This is a genomic window from Kitasatospora sp. NPDC098652, assembly GCF_044760155.1.
In the GTDB taxonomy this organism is placed as follows: domain Bacteria; phylum Actinomycetota; class Actinomycetes; order Streptomycetales; family Streptomycetaceae; genus Kitasatospora.
The window spans coordinates 340,101-359,353 of record NZ_JBIWAQ010000002.1 but is presented as its reverse complement, the minus strand read 5'-3'; the positions used below and the strand labels follow the sequence as shown (position 1 = coordinate 359,353).

Genomic DNA, 19,253 nt, shown 5'->3' with positions numbered 1-19,253 from the left:
CCACTGGGATGCGGGGCCTCCTCGGCTCGCTCGTTCGCGATGGAGCAGCACCTCTCCGAGGGGGCTTCGGGCGTGTGCGTACTGGCGTCGCTCCTTTGCGGGGTTGGTCCAGTCGCCGAAGCTGACGTCTCGTTCGAATTTCATTTCATCCACCTGTGCGTACTGGACTGTGCAGTGTACCGGGGTCGGCCCGGCCGACTTCGGGAGAAGTCGGCCGGGCCGACCCGTGTGTCGAGCCGGTGGCTGGCCAGCGCTGAGCCGCTCAGTCACCGGACGCGGTCATCAGAAGAACCGCTTCCAGAGGGATTTGATGTTCCTGGCACCCCACTTGATGCCGAAGATGGCCGGTCCGTCCCCTGTCTTGAACTTGGCGGCGCCGTTGATGCCGCCTCCCCTGGCCGACCCCGTGAGGAACCCGACGGCCTCCCGCCCGGTCGTCCGGTGGCCCATGGCCTTGTCCGCCACGAGGTGCGACGGTACGCCCACGAGCATGCCCACGCCCGCGCCTGCTGCGATGGCACAGCCGACGCCGGCCGTTCCGACGCAGAATGCCGCGGCGGCGGCCCCGGCAGCCATACCGGTACCGAAGGAGACGGCACCGTGGATGATGCTCCGCTTGTTCCGGTGCCAGAACCCGCTCACCGACGACGTCACGGTCTGCTTGGCGCTCTCGACCTTCTTGACGACCTTGTTGTAGGTGCGGCCGAACGCGCAGCCGCCGCCCTTGCGGTACTTGACGCACCAGCGACCGTCGAGATCGTACTGGTTGATCGGATCGCCGTAGACGTAGTCGTACGCGTTGGCGTTGCCGCCATAGACCGGGTCGACGGACAGGAAGCGGCCGCTGGCCGGGTTGTAGAGGCGGACGCCCATCAGGACCAGGCCGTCCTGGGCCTCGCCCGACCGTTCCTTGCCGCCGAGCCAGCCGTAGCGGGTGGCGGGCTGGCCCTGGGCCGGGTTGCCGTACTCGTCGGCGTCGAGGAGGACGGGCTTGGTGAGGGCGGTGTCGGTGGTGAGGACCACCGAGCCGAACAGGTTGGTGAGCTGGAGCCGGATGTCTCCCTTGTCGGTGACGGTGGCGGCGAGGTCGCCGTCGGTGCCCGGGACGTTTCGGGTCCAGGCGCCGGTGGCGGGGTCCTCGACGATCCACCGGGGGCTGTCGCTGTCGCCGCCGTAGTGGTGGACCTTGGTGGCGGTGGCGGACCAGCTGCCGTCGGCCTGCTTCTTGGCGGTGGTGCTGCCGTTGAAGCGACCGGCCGGGTCGATGGTCCAGGTCTGCCGGGTGTCGGCGGTCTCCTGGGAGGCGACCAGGTCGTCGACCCGGTAGCCGATCGAGGTGCCGGTCGGCGTCCTGACCGTGCGCCCGAACGCGTCGTACTGGTAGCCGGGGTCGGTGATCCGGTCGGCGCTGTCGTACGCGGACGTGGTCGTGGTGGCGCCGGCGGTGGTGCAGCTGCCGTCGACCGAGCCGGAAACGGCCTTGCCAGTGCGGTTGTAGTGGTTGTCGTAGGTGTAGACCCGGGTGGTGCAGCCGGTGCCGGTGCTGCCGTGTTCCGCCTTCACCAGGCGGCCGAGGCGGTCGTAGCCGTAGCTCTTGCGGCCGGTGCCGGTGCTGTCCTTGACGACCTGGCCCTGGGTGGAGAGCTCGTTGGTCTGCGCCCAGATCACGGTGTTGTCGGAAGCCCGGGTGTAGCTGCGGGCGATGGCCTTGCCGGAGGCGTTGAGCGTGTCCTTGCGGACGATGCCGCCGGGGTAGCTCTGTTCGACGAGCCGGCCGTCCGGGCTGTACTTGGCGGTGAACTCACCCGACTTGCTGTCGGTCACCGAGGTGATCAGGCCGCGGGGGTCCTTGGCCCGGTCGTAGGTGATGGACAGCGAACCGGTGGTGTCCAGGACCTTGACCGGCTTGCCGAACTTGTCGAACTCGGTCGTGGTGGTCGCGCCGTCCGCGTCCGTGTAGGACACGGTGCGGCCGAGGACGTCCTTGACCGTGGTGACCGCCTTGCCGCCCGCCGTGACCGTGACGGCCTCGCCGGTGGCGGGGTCGTAGGCGGTCTCGGACTTTGGCACGGCGGTGCCCTCGTCGCCGGTGGTCTCGGTGGAGAGCGGCCGGTTGGCCGCGTCGAACACCGTCACCGTCCGGCGGGTCTTGCCGGCGTTGGTCTCGACGACCTCCTCGGGCTTGCTGCTGCGCGAGTAGCGGGTGACCTGCTTGACCGGCAGGGTGGTCGGCATCCGCGCGGAGTCCGCGCCGGTGACGGCGGCACCCGGGCTGGTGGTGCACGCGAGGCCCGCCCACTCGGGGCGGTTGGCGCAGGCCGGGGCGGCCGGGTTGGCGCCGGCCGTGTAGTACGCGGTCTTCACGGTGCTCGCGTCGGCCGTGTCGTTGCCGGGGACGCGCAGCTCGACGGTGCGTCCCTGGGCGTCGTAACGGGTGGTGCTGGTGAGCTTGGCGCCGAGCGCGTCGGTGGTGACCGAGGTGGGCTTCTTCAGCGTCCAGCCGGAGGTGCCGCCGATGGGCGTCCCGTAGCCGTTCTTGGTGACCCGGAGTTCGGTGTCGTCGGCGTAGCCGTCGATGCGGGCGCCGTCGGTGGCGGTGGTGACCAGGTGGTAGGCCTGGCCGTCGGGCTTCCCTTCGTCGTAGGTGTTGGTGGTGTGGTCCCGCGCCACGACCGAAGTGCCGGCCGGGAGCGTCGGGTTGACGGTCGTCTTGGTGAGCGTGACGGTGTCGACGCCGGTGTGGAAGCGCTCGCCGCCGCTGGCCGGGTTGGTGCCGGTGACCGTGAGCTTGAGCTCGTGGTCGCCGCGGGTCAGGTGGACCGCCTCGCCGACCGTGTACGGGACGATGGCTGGCGTTGCGGTGTAGGTGTCGATCGGCTGGCCGACGTCCTTCCCGTCGATCGCCCACTGGATGATCCCGTGGTCGCTGGCTTTGGTGAGCTGGCCGGAGAGGACGTAGTCGCCCTCCTCGGGCACGGTGATCCGCATGGTGTCGAACGCGCCCGCCGCGGTGCCGCGGATGCCCAGGTGGGCACCACCGGACCAGGTCAGGCCGCAGCAGTCGTTGTCGACCTGGACCTTGGTGTTGGTGCCGAGCTGCGGGAGCTTCTCGGCCTCGAATGTGACCGAGACCGGGTTGGTCTGGCCGTTGACCTGTTCGGCGAGTGAGGCGCGGTAGACCGGACCGAGGGTGTCCGCCACGTCCAGGCCGTCGGCCGTGTACGAAATACGCGAGTCCAGCAGACGGGCGCGCGAGGCGGAGTCGGACGGCAGGTTCAGCTCGGCCGCGTACTTGTCCGCATCCGGGTGGGTGCCGAGCGCGATGGAGCGGTTGGTGGCGTCCAGGGTGCGCACGGCGTGGCCGTAGCGGTCGTACTCCTTGGTGTCGATGTCACCGCCGGGGGTGACGGACGGGGTCGCGGTGTTGACCTCGTTGCCGGAGGCGTTGAGGTAGTGGACGCTGGCGGGCTTGTAGCCGTCCGGGCCGGGCTTGGCGGCCGTGGCCGTGCTGGTGCCCGGGTCGTCCTCGGGGCCGAACACGGCGGTGGCGTCGGTGGGGGCGTCGGTCTGTGCCCACTTGGCCACGTCCGAACCGGCCATGTCGTACGGACCGCCGGCACCGCGGGTCAGCGGCACGTCGTAGACGACGCTGGTGGCGGTCTCACCGCTGACCTGGTCCTTCGAACCCTGCGCCAGCGCGGCGCGCCGCACCTTGAGCAGTCGGCCCGGGTCCTGGTCGGCCGCGGCCTTGCCGTAGTCGAAGTTCCACGGCAGCTGGCCGGCCGGAGTGGCACGCGTCAGGTGCCCGGCGTCGTCGTAGCCGTAGGTGGTCTTCAACGGGGTGGCCAGGCGCGGATCCCATGCCTCGGCCAGGCGGCCGCGGTTGTCGTACGCGTAGCGGGCGACCTCGACCGCCTCCTGCTTGGAGGTGGCCGGGTTCCACGACCAGGCCTTCACGGCGCGCACCCGGTCCAGGTAGTCACCCGGGGCGGACGCGGTGGCTGTGGTGACCTTGGCGTAGTCGTATTCCAGGACCTGGCAGCCGCGCGGCAGCGGGTCGACGGTGCAGCCGTTGACGTCGTCGACGCCCGGCTCGACGGCCGGGATGACGCGCTTGACCAGGGAGCGGCCGTCGGTGGTGTCGTACTGGTAGCGGGTCGTCGAGTTGGCCTCGGGTCCCGTCTCGCTGACCACCTGGTAGATGCTGGATCCGGCCTGGCGGGCGAAGACGGTCTTGGAGCCGTCCAGCTCGGTCAGTTCGTAGGTGGTGCCGGCGGTCTGGATGTCCCAGACCTGGTTGGGGCCCGCCCAGCAGACCCAGATCGAAGCGCCCTTGTCGGCGTCCAGGCACTGGCCCGAGTGGCGGTTGGTCACGGTGTTGTTCGGCCGGACCTCCCACTGCTGGTTGTCACCGCCGTTGCAGGTCCACAGGGTGAGCGGGGTGCCGTTGGCGGACTGGCCCCACGGGTTGTCCAGGCAGTAGCCCAGCAGCCGCAGGGTGAGGTCGTCGCCGCGGGTCCACTGCTGGTTGGCGGCGCCGGTGCACGGGGCGGGCTGCAGCCGCGCGCCGGTGCCGGCGGCGCCGTTCGGCACCTCCAGGCACTGGCCCGAGGCGGACAGCACGATCGCGCCGGACTTGGCCGGGACGGCCTTGAGGGCCAGGGCCTCGGCACCGGGCTCGGGGAAGAATGTTCCGTCGTTGCCCTTGGCGAAGGTCAGCGAGGTGTCGTCGTTGCCCTTGATCTCGACCAGGTCGGACTGCGGGAAGGAGAGCGAGCGGTAGTCACCGCCGGTGCCGGCGTCCGGGCCGCCGGCCCACTGGGGGCCGAAGGGGGCGACGAGCTCCTTGAGCGAGAGGTCGTCGAAGAAGACCTCCTTGCCGCTGCCGGCGGCGTTGCCGTTGTAGAGGCGGAACCAGGCCTCGGTGGCGTCGGCCGGGACGGCCATGTCGACGGTCAGCTGCTGCCAGCCGTCGGTGAACGAGGCCTTCGGCGAGGCGGTCTCGCCGTAGCCGGCCGGGGTGCGGTAGACGCCTACCATCCGCAGGCCGCGGTTGGCCAGCGGGTTGTCCAGGCCGGTGGCGCCGGGGACGTAGATCCAGCCGGTGAGCCGGTAGGTGCGGCCGGGCTTCATGCCCTGGCCCATGGTGTACTCGGGGCCGACCGCGGCGAAGGAGTCCCAGCCGGAGGCGGCCGGGACGATCCGCAGCGAGTCGGTCGAGCTGTCGTGGCCGCGTGCCGTGGAGCGCGAGACGTCGGCCTGACCGGGGGTGAAGCCCGCGGTGTCGGTGCCGATCTGACGCTGGTTGAGCGTCAGCCGCTCGCCCTGGGGCTGCCAGCCGCGGGCGAGGTCGCGGGAGGAGGTGGTGCGCTTGACCGACATGCCGAACTCGTCGGCGTCGGTGACATCGGTGGAGTAGTCACCGGTGAGCAGGTTGACCGAGCCGGGGCCGATGGTGTCGGTGGCCGCGCCGTCGGCGTTGCGGTCGACCGTCATGGTGTTCCAGACGGTGGTGTAGCCGTTGCCGGAGCCGTCCTCGGGGAACAGCACGGCGCGGACCTGGACGACGCCGCCGACCTGGCCGAGGGTGTCGAGCACGTTCCAGTTGGCGTGCGGGCCGAGGTCCGCCAGCCGCGGCTTGTCCTCGGTGACCGGGGAGTTGTCGGCCTTGGTGAGGTTGGCGCGCGGGACGTTGTACTCGGTGGCGCCGGGGCCGCGGCGGTACTGGTAGACCACCCGCTTGAACTGGGTCTGGGCGTCCACCGAGAGCTTGACGCGCTTGGCGGTCTGGGTGCCGTTGACCGGCGAGCTCATGCCCGCCTGGCCGACCTGGAACACGTACGTCGCGGGCGGGGAGAGGTTCCCCGCACGGTCCTTGGACTGCACCGACAGGACCCGGCGGCCCTCGGTGGTCGGCGTGATCGAGGTGGTCAGGGCGCCGGTCGCGGTGACCGTCACCGGTGTGCCGCCGTCCAGGGTGTAGACGTAGGCCGCGGTGTCGTCGGTGCCCGGGGCGGGCGAGAAGGTGAACGAGCCGGGCTGGTTGGCGGTGCCGTGCCAGAGGCCGTCGGACGGATAGTCGGCCGAACTCACGAACGGCGTTCCGGGCTTGACGGTGTCGGCGATGACGTTGGTGCCGACCCAGCCGGACCGGGACTTGCCGTCGTCGAGCATGGCCCAGATCGAGTACTGCACGCCCTCGTCGAGCTTGGCGATGCCGTAGTCGGAGGGACGGACCGTCGCGATCGCGCCGTTCGGGGTGTCCCGGACGATGCTGCCGAGGAAGGTGCCGCCGCGCCACAGGTCCAGGTAGACCTTGAGCGGGTCGCCGTCGGGGTCGGCCGCCTGCACCTGGAAGCGCGGGTTCGGGTCCGAGGTGTAGCGCGGGTTGCCCTGCTGGGAGGGGAGCACCTCGACGGTCGCCGGGGTGGCCGGGACGGTGTTGTAGGTGATCGAGATGTACGGCGGCCAGTAGCCCTCGGCGGAGCTGAACCGCTTCCAGGACAGGCTGCTGGACTCGTCGGCGGCCTTCAGGGCGAAGGCGTAGTCGTTGTAGCCGTACCCGGCGAAGTTCCGGATCATCTCGGTGACGTCGGCCCTGGCCCAGAACGAGCCGTCCGGGGCGTAGCAGTCGTGGCTGTCACCGTCGTTCGCCACGTCCCAGGTGTCGTTCGAGGTGGCCCACTTGCGGTCCAGCGCGGGCTGGTTGCCCCAGCGGGTCCACCAGGCGGCGCCGGGCGCGTTCCAGACCTCCCACTGCTTCGGGGTGCAGGACGAGGAGTGGTAGTTGGCGACGTTGAGGGTGGCGCCCAGGATCTGCTTGCCGTTGAACGGGCCGCCCGGGATGGTCAGGAAGGACCTGGCCACGGTCTTGCCGTCGTAGCTGCCCAGCTTGAGGTCCGTCGACGCGGAGGCGTCGATGTTCTCGTTGGTCTGGACGTAGGTGTCGAAGGTCGTGCCGACGTCCACCACCGGGTCGATGGTGACCGGGAACCGGGTCTTCTGGTCCGCGAGGAAGGCCGCGTCCGGGGTGAACACCAGCTCGGTGTCGGCGCCCTGGCCGCGCAGCTCCATCGTGACCGGGCCGCGGTTCAGGTGCTCCTGCGAGGCCTGGTCGACGGTGGCGTCCCACATCACGGGGGCGGGGATGCGGACGACGGTCTTGCCGTTCGCCTTGTCGAGCAGCTGGATCGAACCGTCCTGCTGCGGGGCGACGGTGAGGCCGGTGGTGTCGAGCGGGATCGTCACGGTGCCGGTCTGGGCGACGGCGGCACGGTCCTTGACGATCAGGAACTGCTCGAAGCCGGTCCGGGTGGCCTCCAGGACCAGGTCGACGCCGGGGCGGGCGTCGACGTAGGTGGCCTTGTTGCCTTCGAGCTTGGGCTTGGGCAGCTTGCCGAGCCAGCCGAACTTGACCTGCTGCTCACCGGAGCCGATCTTGACCAGCTCGCGCTCGGCGGGCTTGGCGTCGGTGGGCTTGGGGGCTGTGGGCTGCTGGTCGGCCGGCTTCGGGTCGGCGGCCGGGGCCGCCGCGGCGCGGGCGCCGTTGCGGGAGGCCCGGGACGGTTCGGCGGAGGCCGAACCCGCGGCGGAGGCCGACGGGGAGGCCGGGGTGGAAGCCGAACCGGAGGCGGACGGGGCAGCCGACGGCGAGGCGGTCGACGGGGCGGAGCTGCTCGCTGACGGCGTGCCGGCGGGCGTCGTCGGCGCCGCGCTGGGAGCTGCCGTCGGAGCCGCCGTCGGAGCAGCGCTCGGAGCAGCACTCGCCGCCGCGGCGCTCGGCAGGCTGTCGCCCACCGTCACCCCGGCGTCGCCGCCCTCGAAGACCACCCCGCCCGGGTGCGCCTTCGGCGCGACCTTGCCGTCCGTCGTCTGCACCAGCGTGGTGTCGACGGGCACCCAGGCCTCGCCGACCTTCATCCGGATCGGCCCGGTGGACCGGTCGGAGGTCAGGGTGCCGTCGGGGTTCGCCCACAGGGTGGTGAACTCCGTTCGGGCACCGGTGACTTCGATGCGTCGCTTCTGCAGTCGGGCGGTCAGCAGGGCCGACGCCTCGTCGGGCGCCTCGGTGGCCGGTGCGACCGGGGGTGCGGGTGGCGTGGGCGCGGCGACGGCGGGGGTCGCCGTGAGCGCGTCCACCGCCACGCCGGTCTGCACCAGCAGACCGAGCGTCAGGAGCGCGGCTATTCGCCGCGTCCTGCGCGTGGAGAAGGCCCCGCCCGTGGAACCGGACGAGGCCAGAGACCGTCGTGACATCAAGACTCTCTCAAGAGATTGCCATTGTTGGTAAAGGCTTTTTCGAAGCCGAATGACAATCTCTCATTCCCGGTAGAGGCCCCATGGCCAGCCGGGATGAAGATTTTGTAACGGATCGCCTACGCGCGGTGTTGATTAATGGCGATTTGCCGAGAAAGGGGGGGATTGTCTGACCGATTGTCAGGCACGCCAGGGTGGGTAAGCGATTGTTCTTTGCTGGTACTTTCCCCGGGTATTGCCTTGTCCGCGCGGCTTCCGGTCAGGCCGGCTCGTAGGTCGTGCGCCGGACCAGGGCTCGGGCCTGGGCGCCGTCCATGGGGTGGGCGAAGAGGTAGCCCTGGCCGAGTGGGCAGCCCATGGCGGCGAGCAGGTCGCGCTGGTCGGGGTGTTCGATGCCCTCGGCGATGACCTGCACGCCGAGGGTGTCGGCGATCCGGGTGATGCCCTCGACCAGGGCGTACTGCTGGGGGGAGAGGCCGAGTCCGTCGATGAAGGACTTGTCGATCTTCAGCAGGGAGATCGGGAACTCCCGCAGGTAGGACAGCGAGGAGTAGCCGGTGCCGAAGTCGTCGATGGCGAGGCCGATGCCGAGGTCGCCGAGGGTGGCCATGTCGGCGCGCAGCCGGTCGTCGCGGCGCATCAGGACGGATTCGGTGAGTTCCAGGACGAGGGTGCGCGGGTCGATGCCGGAGGTGTCCAGGGCGTGCCGGACCACGTCGACGAAGCCGGCGTCGCGGAACTGGCGGGCGGAGACGTTGACGTTGACGCGCAGCGGGGGGCGGCCGGTGGCGGTGCGGGGGGCGGAGCTGGCGGCGTGCCAGGCGGCGGCCTCCTCGGCGGCGCGTTCGAGGACCCAGGCGCCGAGCGGGACGATCTGGCCGCTCTCCTCGGCGAGGGCGATGAACTCGTCGGGCAGCACCATGCCGCGCTGGTCGTGCGGCCAGCGGACGAGGGCTTCGAAGGCCACCAGATCGCCCGTACGCAGGTCGACTATCGGCTGGTAGTAGAGCTGGAAGGCCGATTCGGCGATGGCGGAGTCCAGGTTCTCGTTCATCTCGTGGCGCTCCACCATGCCGGTCTGCAGGGCGGGCCGGTAGTGGCACCACTGGCGGCGGCCGGCCGCCTTCGCCGAGTAGAGCGCGAGGTCGGCGTGGGCCAGCAGCTCGGCGGAGTCCACGCTGTCGTCGGTGGTGGACACCCCGATGCTGGCGCTGACCCGGACGGCGCCGGCGCTGAGCTTGAACGGTTCGGTGAACACCTCGAGCACGGATGCCGCGATCTTGTCCACGTCGGTCGGGCGGAGCGCGTCCTCGACCAGGACGGCGAACTCGTCGCCGCCGAGCCGTGCCGCGGTGTCGGAGCTGCGCAGCGCGGTGGAGATCCGCAGCGACACGGCGACCAGCAGCTCGTCGCCGACCGCGTGGCCCTGGGTGTCGTTGACCACCTTGAAGTCGTCCAGGTCGATGAACAGCACCCCGGTGACGGCGCCGCTGCGCTCGCCGCGGGAGAGCGCGTGGCCGACCCGGTCCTGGAACAGCACCCGGTTGGCGAGGCCGGTCAGCGAGTCGTGGAAGGCCCGGTGGGTCAGCTCGCGCTCCATCTGACGCTGCTCGGTGACGTCGCGCAGGGTGAGCACCAGGCCGCCGACGGTCGGGTCGTCGCGCAGGTCGGTGTAGCGGACCTCGGCCTCGATCGGGGTACGGTCCTGGCGCAGCAGCCGCCAGTGCTCGCGCGGCTGGTCGCCGCGGGGCGGCTCGGCGGAGCCGCGCATCCGGGCCAGCGCGCCGCCGACCTCCCGGCTGTCCTCGGGCGGGACGAGGTCGGTCAGCCGGGTGCCGTTCAGGTCGGGGTGGCCCAGGACGCGCTCCGCGGAGGAGGAGGCGTAGCGGATGCCGTCGTCGGCGTCCAGGATCAGGATGACGTCGCTGGCGTTCTGCACCAGGGTGCGGAAGTACAGCTCGCTGTTGCGGCGGGTGACCTCCTGGCTCAGCACCACGCGTTCCACGGCCAGCGCGGCCTGGGCGGCGAGGATCTCCAGCGAGCCCCAGAGGCTGGTCAGTTCCTGCTCGGTGCCGGTGACGACCAGGGCGCCGATGAGCGGGTCGCCGGAGGGGCGCTCGGCCAGCATCAGCGGGCTGACCAGGGCGGCGGGCATGCTGCCGAGGTGGGCGGGGAGTTCGTCGGAGCCGACGGGCAGCAGGCGGGTCTCGCGGTGGGCGGCGAGGCGGGCGAGGGCCTCGCCGTGGTCGTGCCGGTCGTGCGCATCGTGCCGGTCGTGCCGGTCGTGCGCATCGTGCCGGTCGTGCTGGTCGGGTGCATCGTGCTGGTCAGGTGCATCCCGCCGGTCGTCCTTGTGGTTGCCGGCCCGGCGGACGTGCAGCACCCCCGATTCGGTGACCGCGAGCAGGGCGACATGCCCCCGCTCGGCGGGCATCAGGGTCGCGGCGGCGGACTGGACGGCGTCGGCGACCTCCGCCACCGTGACGGCGGCGGTCAGCCGCGCGCCCGCCTCGCGCAGCGTCCGCTCCCGGGCCACCGCCTCGCGGCGGGCCACCACCACCACAGCCAGCCGGGCCAGCACCAGCAGGTACAGCAGGGCGGAGAAGGCGCCGATCACGCCCGCGTTGCTGGTGTTCCCGGCCAGTGACTCGATGATCAGCATGCCGGGCGCGATCAGCGAGGCCAGGGTCAGCAGGGTGAGCCGGCCGGCGGAGAGGTCCGGCTGCTGGGTGGGGACGGGCCTGGTCAGCTCGACCATCGAGGGGTGCAGGGCGGCCGCGCCCCAGGCGGTGTAGAAGGCGGCCCAGCCGAGTTCGACGCCGGTGCCGATCCGCCAGGTGCCGTGCAGCTGGATCAGCCCGTAGAGGATGTCGGAGGTGAGCAGGCCCAGGGCGCCGACGGTGAGCAGTTGCAGCGAACGGGAGTTGCCGCCGCGCGGGGTCAACAGCCGTAGCAGCAGGGCGAGGACGACCACGTCGCCGAGCGGGTAGGCGATCGAGACGGCCTTCTGGATCCAGCTGAGGTCCGGGTTCCGGGAGTACGGGAGGATCAGGTAGATCCAGACCAGCAGGGCCAGGCCGAGGGTGATGATCAGGGCGTCCAGCAGGCCGGCGCGGTCCTGGCGGGCGGTGCGCCAGCGGATGAAGCCGACCAGGCCGACCGCGTAGAGCAGGAACTCGGCCAGGTAGAAGCCGTCCGCGACGGACGGGAACGGGTTGTGCAGGTGCAGGATGTCGAGCTGCAGGGCCTGGACCGCCTCGCCGGTGGTGAAGCAGAGGTTGGCCAGCGCCAGGACGTACCAGGAGAGCGGGTGGCGAGGGTGGTTGAGCCGGACACCGACCACCACGGCGGCGACGCCGCCGAGGCCCATGCCCGTCCACCAGATGATCCGCAGCCCGGGGTCGGCGAAGTAGATGCCGGTGAACAGCACCATCCAGAGCAGGTAACAGGCCATCAGGCGTTGTCGCCGGCGAGTCAACGAGGCTACCTCCTCCGCGACACCACCCCGCCGGTCGGGCGGGGGAGTTCGGGTGAGGGTGGGTCCTGCGGACGGTCCTCCGCGGCCGGTCGGCCCACGGGGGAGTGGCGTCCGGCGGGCTGTGCGACGGACGTTGTAGGTGTCTCCTGAGTGCGTATAGTCGGAAATGTCGCACCTCCCAGCATTCTGCCGCTTCAGCACGAGGTCAAGCCGGTGGACGACGCAGTCGACAGCGCACGGGGCGTACGCGCGGATGTGAGGTCCGGGCGTCACGCCGTGGTACGGAACGACGACGGCCAGTACGCGCTCTGGCCGGGGGACTTGACCCTGCCCGGCGGGTGGCGCCAGGTGTACGGGCCGGACGGGCGGGAGCAGTGCCGGGCCTGGGTGGAGCGCAACGTGCCGGACGCACCGCGGCGCGGCGCCCACGGCGCCCGGGCCGGCTTCGCGGACACCGTGCACGGGCTGTTCCGCACCCGGGCCGCGCACGATCCGGCGGCGGTCGCGGTGGTGAGCGAGGAGGGCACGCTGAGCTACCGCGAGCTGGACGCGCGCAGCGACCGGCTGGCGGCCGAGCTGCGCGCCCGGGGAGTCGGGCCGGAGCAGGTGGTGCCGGTCTGCCTGGGGCGCGGGGTGGAGCTGGTGGTGGCCTGGCTGGGGGTGCTCAAGGCGGGCGGGGCCTTCCTGCCGCTGGACCCGGCGCATCCGCAGCGGCGGCTCGCGGGGCTGGTGGCGGACGCGGGGGCGCGGGTGGCGGTCACGGACGGGCACGGCTTCGACGGGGTGGAGCGGGTGGGGGTGGACGCCGGCGCTCCCGTACCGGCCGGGCCTGAGGACGGTCCCGGGCCGGACGGCGGTCCCGGGCCTGAGGACGGTCCCGGGCCGGACGGCGGTCCCGGGCCGGACGGTGCCGTCGACGGTGCCACCGACGGCGCCAACCCCGACGACCTCGCCTACCTGATCTACACCTCCGGCACCACCGGCCGACCCAAGGGCGTCCCGGTCACCCACCGTTCGCTGCTCTTCACCCTCGACCGGGTGGTCCGCGCCTACGGCCTCGCCCCCGGCGAGCGGGTGCTCCAGCTGGCCGCGCTCGGCGCCGACACCGCGCTGGAACAGGTGTTCTCGGCGCTGCTCGCCGGGGCGACGGTGGTGCTCGGCGGCCGCGACACCTGGGCGCCGACCGAACTGGTCCGCCGGCTGCCCGGGCTCGGCCTGGCGGTCGCCGACTTCACCCCCGCGTACTGGCACCACGTGCTCGACCTGCTGCCGCCCGGCGGTCCGGCCCCGGCCGGGCTGCGGCTGGTGGTGGTCGGCGGGGACGTGGTGCACGCCGACGACTGCCTGGCCTGCGCGGAGCGGCTGCCGGGCGTGCGGCTGCTCAACGCGTACGGCGTGACCGAGGCGGCCGTCACCTCCCTGCACGCCGAGCTCACCCCCGGGCTGCTGGACTCCCCGGCCGCCCACGTGCCGATCGGCCGCCCGCTGCCGGGAGTGCGGGTGCACGTGCTGGACGGGCGGCTGCGCCCGGTGCGGCCGGGTGAACGGGGGGAGATCCACCTGGGCGGGCCGGGGCTGGCCCGCGGCTACTGGAGGCAGGCCGGGCTTACCGCCGAATCGTTCCTGCCCGACCCGTACGCGCCGCTGCCCGGCGAGCGGATGTACCGCACCGGCGACGCCGGGCGCTGGCGCGCCGACGGGCAGCTGGAGCTCCTCGGACGCTTCGACGACCAGGTGAAGGTACGCGGGCACCGGGTCGACCCGGCCGAGATCGAGGCGGTGCTGGCCGGCCACCCGGCGGTGCGGCAGGCCCGGGTCGCGGCCGACGGCAGCGCGCCGGACGGCAGCCGGCTGCTCGTCGCCTACTACACGCTCGGCGACCGGGCGGTGCGGCCGGAGGGGCTGCGGGCGTTCCTCGCGGAGCGGCTGCCGGAGTACCTCGTCCCGGCGGAGTACGTCGCGCTGGAGGCCATGCCGCTCACGGCGGCGGGGAAGATCGACCGGCGCGCGCTGCCGCACGCCCCGGTCCGGGCCGACGGGCCGGACGCACCTGTGGGCGCACCGGGCGAGGGCGAACCGGCCCCGGGCCGACCGGCCGAGGGTGAACCGGCCCCGGGCCGACCGGGCGAAGGTGAACCGAGCGCCGTCGAGGCCGCCGTCGGCCACCTCTGGGCGGAACTGCTCGGCGCCGAACTCGTCCGCCCCGCCGACGACTTCTTCGCGCTCGGCGGCACCTCGCTGCTCGCCATGGAGATGCTCGCCCGGGCCCGGATGATGTTCGGCCTGGACGTCGGCCACGTCCGCACCCTCACCCGGGCACTGCTGCGCTCGCCCGTGCTGCGCGACTTCACGGCCGCCCTCCAGGCCGAGCGCAGCGGCACCGCCCCCGGGGAGGCCGCCGTCGACTGGCAGGCCGAGGCCCGGCTCACCCACCCCGTCGGGCAGTCCTGGAGCCCCGCGCCCTCCCGTGCCGAGCCCGCCGAGATCCTGCTCACCGGAGCGACCGGCTTCTGCGGCGCCCACCTGCTGCACGAACTGCTCGCCACCACCGGCGCGCGGATCCACTGCCTGGTCCGCGCACCGGACCAGGAACACGCCCTCGAACGGCTACGCGCCACCCAACAGCGCTTCCTGCGGCACGACCTGGCGGACGCCCGGGTGGTGCCGCTGGTCGGCGACCTGGCCGCCGAGCGACTCGGCATGACGGAGCGTCAGTTCGACTGGCTGGCAGGACATCTGGACGCGGTGTACCACCTCGGCGGGCTGGTCAACTTCCTCTACCCGTACCACCAGCTGCGCGCGCCCAATGTCGACGGCACCCGGGAGGTGGTCCGGCTCGCCGGACACAGCCGGGGCGTGCCCGTGCACTACCTCTCCACCCTCGCCGTGCTGGCCGGATTCGGCGCGGCGGGCGTCCGCGAGGTCACCGAGCGCACGCCGCTGGCCCACCCCGAACGGCTCGGCGTCGGCTACGTGGAGAGCAAGTGGGTCGCCGAACAGCTGCTGCACAACGCGGCCGCGAGCGGGCTGCCGGTCACCGTGCTGCGCACCAACGACGTCACCGGGGACCTCGCCACCGGGGTGATGAACACCGGCACCGAACTCTGCGCGCTGATCAAGTACCTCGCCGACAGCGGCAGTTGCCCGGACGTCCGGCTGCCGCTGGACTTCGTGCCGGCCGACCGCTTCGCGCGGGCGGTCGCCCACATCGCCGCGCACGCGCCCGCCGACGGCGAGGTCTACCACCTCACCTCGCCGAACCCGGCCGGGCTCCCCGAACTCGCCGACCGGCTCCGGGCGCGCGGCCACCGGATCGCCGAACTCCCGTACCGGCAGTGGGTGCAACGGCTGGTCCGGTTCGCCGCCGGGCACCCCACCCACCCGATCACGCCGTTCGTGCCGCTGTTCGTCGACCGGGCGCCGGGCTCCCGGCTGTCCATCAGCGAGCTGTACTTCCAGCCGGTGTTCCCCCGGTTCGACCGGCGCAACACGGAAGCCGCCCTGGACGGCAGCGGCATCGAACTGCCGGACGTGGACGCCGACTTGCTGGACCACTACCTGGCGCGGCTGACCGACGAGGGGTTCCTGTGACCCGTACGGTGGCGGACTTCGACGCCCTCGACCTGCACCATGCGCCGACGGACGGGCCGGTGGCCTTCGGCGGGGTGCTCGGCCCGCAACTGCTGCTCTCGGCCTACCGGTGCGGACTGTTCCCGCTGCCCGCCGCCGACGACTACGCGGCCGCCTACAACGAGGCGCTGTACGGGGACGCCGTCGAGGCCGGCGAGGTGGCCCTGCTGCCCGGCGGGGCGGACCCGTACGCACTGGCGTGGTGGTCGCCCGACCCACGGCCGGTGCTGCGGCCCGGCGCCGTCCGGCTGCCCCGCCGGCTCGCCCGGCGGCTGCGCACCGCGGGGAGTACGGGCGGTGCGGGCGGTGCGGAGGGTGCGGAGCGTGCGGGGGGTCGGGCCCCGGAGTGGTGGACGACCGCGGACCGGGCCTTCGAAGCGGTCCTCACCGCCTGTGCCGAGGGGCGTCAACCCGCCTGGCTCACCGAGGAGTTACGGGCCGCACTGGTCGAGCTGAACCGGATCGGCGCGGCGCACAGCGTCGAGGTGTGGGAGGGCGAGGAACTGGTCGGCGGGGTCTTCGGCGTGGCCGTCGGGGCGGCGCTCAGCCTGGACTCGATGTTCCACCGCCGCCCGGACGCCGCCCGGATCGCCGTCGCCGACCTCGGGGCCCGGTTCGGCGCCGCGGGCGGGCGGCTGCTCGACGCCCAGTGGGACGGGCCGTACGTGCGCAGCCTCGGGGCGGAGCCGACGGAGCGCTCCCGTTACCTCGGGGAGCTCGCCGCCGTCGGGGGCCTCACGGCGGGTGCCCTGCCGGACGGTCGACTGCCTGTCGCGCGGCTGACCTGACCTGCGGTTTCAGGGCGCCGGGGGATCCCGTTGGCCTGTCTTCGACAAACTTATTCCTCGTCAGTAACATGACGCCGCGTGTCCAAACCCTCGATAGGCCGGGCCGCGCCCGCAGCCCTGCTCACCCTCATCCTCGCCGGAACGGCCGCATGCGGGCCCACCGGCTCCGGCAGCACCCCGCAGGCCGCCGTCCAACCGGCCGCCGCCACCGGCACCGCCGACACCGGCGCCACCACCGCCGGGGGCAGCCCGGCGGGCGGCGCCCCCGGCTCCGACGCACCGCGCGCCCGGGCCGGTGCCGCCGCCTCCGCCCGTCCGACCCCGACCAGCGGGACCGGCAACGTCACGGTGGCGCCGGCCGACGACCAGCACGCCGCCATCGGCAACCCCGGCAAGGACGGTGGCGCGGTCACGGCCGCGACCAAGGCGCTCCAGCTCACCGCGTACGACCCGGGGAAGGGCACGGCCGTGCTCACCTCCTCCGGCGCGACGGCGGCGCCGACCGCTTCGCCGACCGCTTCACCGACCGCTACGCCGAGTGCATCGGTGACTGCTGCACCGGGCGCATCGGCGAGTGCATCGGCGAGCGTTGCGCCGAGCGTTGCGCCGGGCGTTGCGCCGACCGCTTCGCCGGGCGCGGGCGCGGCCCCCTCGGCCGGCGGCGCCGCCACCGCGACCGCCGCAGCCGCCGCCGTGCAGCCCGGCCAGCTGCTCGCCAGCCCGCCCACCGCCGCCGCCCCGCAGGGCGCCCTGGTCGCCGTCACCGGCGCCACCCCGGGCGCGGGCAACACCGTCAACCTCACCACCCGGCCCGCCACCCTCGCCGAACTCCTCGGCGGCACCGAGGCGGACGGCCAGGTGCCGATCGACGTGCACGGCATCAAGGTGACCCCGCTGGTCAAGGACCTCAAGGCCACCGCCGGCATCGACGGCAACGGCGTGCAGGCCGACGCCTCCGGCACCCTGGGGATCGACGTCAAGGCCCCCGTCCCGCTGCCCGAGGGTGCGAGCCTGGACGCCTCCGGCTCCCTCCAGCTGCACCCGGCCGTCCACTTCGCCTACCACGGCGCGCAGGCCACCAGCCCGCGCACCGCCTCGATCGGCTTCGACCTGGGCGCCCAGGCGCACTGGAAGGTCACCGGCGACGTCGCCCGCAACACCGGCGCTGCCCCGATCCGGGTCCCCTTCGCCAAGCTGCAGGCCAGCCCGGTGCTGACCGTCGCCGGTCTGCCCGTCGTCGTCAACCTCGGCCTCACCTGCTACCTGGAGGTCAGCGCCGACGGCCAGGTCCACCTGGAGACCGAGCAGGACGCCACCGGCACCTGGGCCGTGCGCGCCGACTACACCGGCGGCAAGGGCTGGACCCCGGTCACCAGCGCCGACACCAAGGTGTCCCCGGTGCACGTCCGCCTCAACGGCAAGGCGTCCGTCCGCGCCGCCCTCGGCGTCGAGGCCAGCGTCGGCCTCTACGACACCGTCGGTGTCCAGGCCGGTGTCGCCCCCTACCTCAGCGCCAAGGCCGACGGCTCCCTCGCCGTCGACCTGCCCGGCAAGGGGCCCGAGGTGAAGGGCAGTTGGGCCCTCGTCGGCGGCGTCGACCTGAACGGCGCGCTGACCGCCCACCTCAAGATCTTCGGTACCCCGCTCTTCGAGAAGAGCCTGCCCTTCCCGCCGTTCCACAAGGAATGGCCCCTGCTGACCGGCTCGGCCACCCTCCCGGCCACCAAGCCCAGCAGCAGCTGAGGCCGCCCGGAACGCGTTGAGGAGTGGGAAGTCGGCGGGTCCGACTTCCCACTCCTCCTGCTTGCGCAGGCACCGGCACCGGCACCGGCGCCGGCACCGGTGCCGGTGCGTCAGTCCTCGACGGCCTGGTAGACCGTCGTCCAGAAGTCGTGGATCAGCCGCGCCGAGTGCGGTACGGACATCCCGACCTGGGTGAGGAGGATGCCGACGAGCCCGTACTCCGGGTCGGCGTACGTCGAGGTGCCGCTGCCGCCGTCCCAGCCGAACTGGCCGACCGGCGCGTAGTCGCCGCGGTAGGTGCGCACCGCCATCCCGAAGCCCCAACCGCCGTGCTGCCCCTGGCCGTACGACAGGTGGACGTTGTCGCGGGCCAGGGCGGTCCGGGCGGCGGTCTGCTCGGGGGAGAGGCGGTTGGTGGTCATCAGCCCGACCGCCGGGCGGGACAGCACCCGCTCGCTCCCGTGCGTGCCGTGGTTCAGCAGCATCCGGAAGTAGGCGTGGTAGTCGTCGACGGTGGAGGCCAGGCCGCCACCGCCGCCCGGGAACGCCGGAGGCTTGCTCCAGCGTCCGTCCGCGGGCTCGTCCCAGACGGTGAACTCGCCGCTCTGCGGGTCGGGGGCGTAGAGCGGGGGCAGCCGGTCGAGCTTGTCGGCGGGCACGTGGAACCCGGTGTCCGACATGCCCAGCGGGTCGAAGATGCGTTCGCGCAGCACCTCCTCGAACGGACGGCCCGTGACCCGGGCGACCAGCACACCGAGCAGGTCGCTGGCGATGTGGTACTGCCAGCTCTCGCCGGGCTGGTGCATCAGCGGGAGCGTGCCGAGGCGGCGCATCCACTCGTCGGGCTCGGGCATCGGCACCGGCAGATCGGGCGTGAGCCCCTGCTCGAAGACCGCGTTCATGATCGGCGTGCCGAGCGCGGTCATATCCATGCCGAGCCCGAAGGTGCTGGTCAGCACGTCGCGCACGGTGATCGGCCGCTTGGCCGCGACCGTGTCGTCCAGCGGTCCGTCGATCCGCTTGAGCACCCGCCGGTCGGCGAGCTCCGGCAGCCACTGCTCCACCAGGTCGTCCAGCCGCAGCTCGCAGCTGTCGAGCAGGGCCATCGCGGCCGCCACCGAGACCGGCTTGGACGTCGAGGCCATCCGGAAGATCGTGTCCCGGCGCATCGGGGCGCCCCCGCCGTGGCTCATCGTTCCCAGCGCTTCGACGTGCGTCTCCCCGCCCCGGCTCACGAGGGCGACGACCCCCGGGATCCGTCCGGAGTCCACGTGGCGCGCCAGCACGTCGTGCACCCGTCGCAGTCCCGCATCCGAGAAGCCGCTGTTGCTCCTGACCATGGTGGATCTCCCTCTGCA

Annotated in this window: 6 protein-coding genes; 3 read left to right on the top strand and 3 right to left on the bottom strand. The window is 72.7% G+C overall.

Features of this window, described 5'->3' with window-relative positions; translation table 11 throughout:
• Positions 1-282: 282 nt before the first annotated feature.
• Positions 283-8,256, bottom strand: a complete 7,974-nt coding sequence (locus ACIQWA_RS05670) for a ricin-type beta-trefoil lectin domain protein (protein WP_402478541.1) — start codon at positions 8,254-8,256, stop codon at positions 283-285.
• Positions 8,257-8,515: 259 nt separating this feature from the next.
• Complete coding sequence (locus tag ACIQWA_RS05665; RefSeq protein ID WP_402478538.1) at positions 8,516-11,734, bottom strand: putative bifunctional diguanylate cyclase/phosphodiesterase; 3,219 nt, start codon at positions 11,732-11,734, stop codon at positions 8,516-8,518.
• A 150-nt stretch (positions 11,735-11,884) separates the two neighbouring features.
• Here ACIQWA_RS05665 and ACIQWA_RS05660 point away from each other — a divergent pair, with 150 nt between their 5' ends.
• From ACIQWA_RS05660 to ACIQWA_RS05650, 3 genes are all read left to right on the top strand, one after another.
• Positions 11,885-15,325 (top strand): amino acid adenylation domain-containing protein, encoded by a 3,441-nt coding sequence (locus tag ACIQWA_RS05660; RefSeq protein ID WP_402478535.1) that lies wholly within the window; start codon positions 11,885-11,887, stop codon positions 15,323-15,325.
• Positions 15,322-16,152, top strand: coding sequence for a leucyl/phenylalanyl-tRNA--protein transferase (locus ACIQWA_RS05655; RefSeq protein WP_402478533.1), 831 nt, complete (start codon positions 15,322-15,324; stop codon positions 16,150-16,152). Before ACIQWA_RS05660 ends, ACIQWA_RS05655 begins: the two co-directional genes overlap by 4 nt.
• 78 nt (positions 16,153-16,230) lie before the next feature.
• Positions 16,231-17,895 carry a hypothetical protein gene (locus ACIQWA_RS05650; RefSeq protein ID WP_402478531.1) on the top strand — a complete coding sequence of 555 codons (1,665 nt, stop codon included), beginning with the start codon at positions 16,231-16,233 and terminating at the stop codon, positions 17,893-17,895.
• Between the two features lie 110 nt (positions 17,896-18,005).
• Here the strand turns inward: ACIQWA_RS05650 and ACIQWA_RS05645 are convergent, their stop codons facing one another.
• Positions 18,006-19,235: a serine hydrolase domain-containing protein gene (locus tag ACIQWA_RS05645; RefSeq protein WP_402478528.1), complete on the bottom strand. Its 1,230-nt coding sequence runs from the start codon at positions 19,233-19,235 to the stop codon at positions 18,006-18,008.
• Positions 19,236-19,253: the final 18 nt, after the last annotated feature.

Coding starts and splice junctions, on each gene's coding strand:
- ACIQWA_RS05670 (WP_402478541.1), bottom strand. CDS start 8,256: ATGTCACGACGGTCTCTGGCCTCGTCCGGTTCCACGGGCGGGGCCTTC.
- ACIQWA_RS05645 (WP_402478528.1), bottom strand. CDS start 19,235: ATGGTCAGGAGCAACAGCGGCTTCTCGGATGCGGGACTGCGACGGGTG.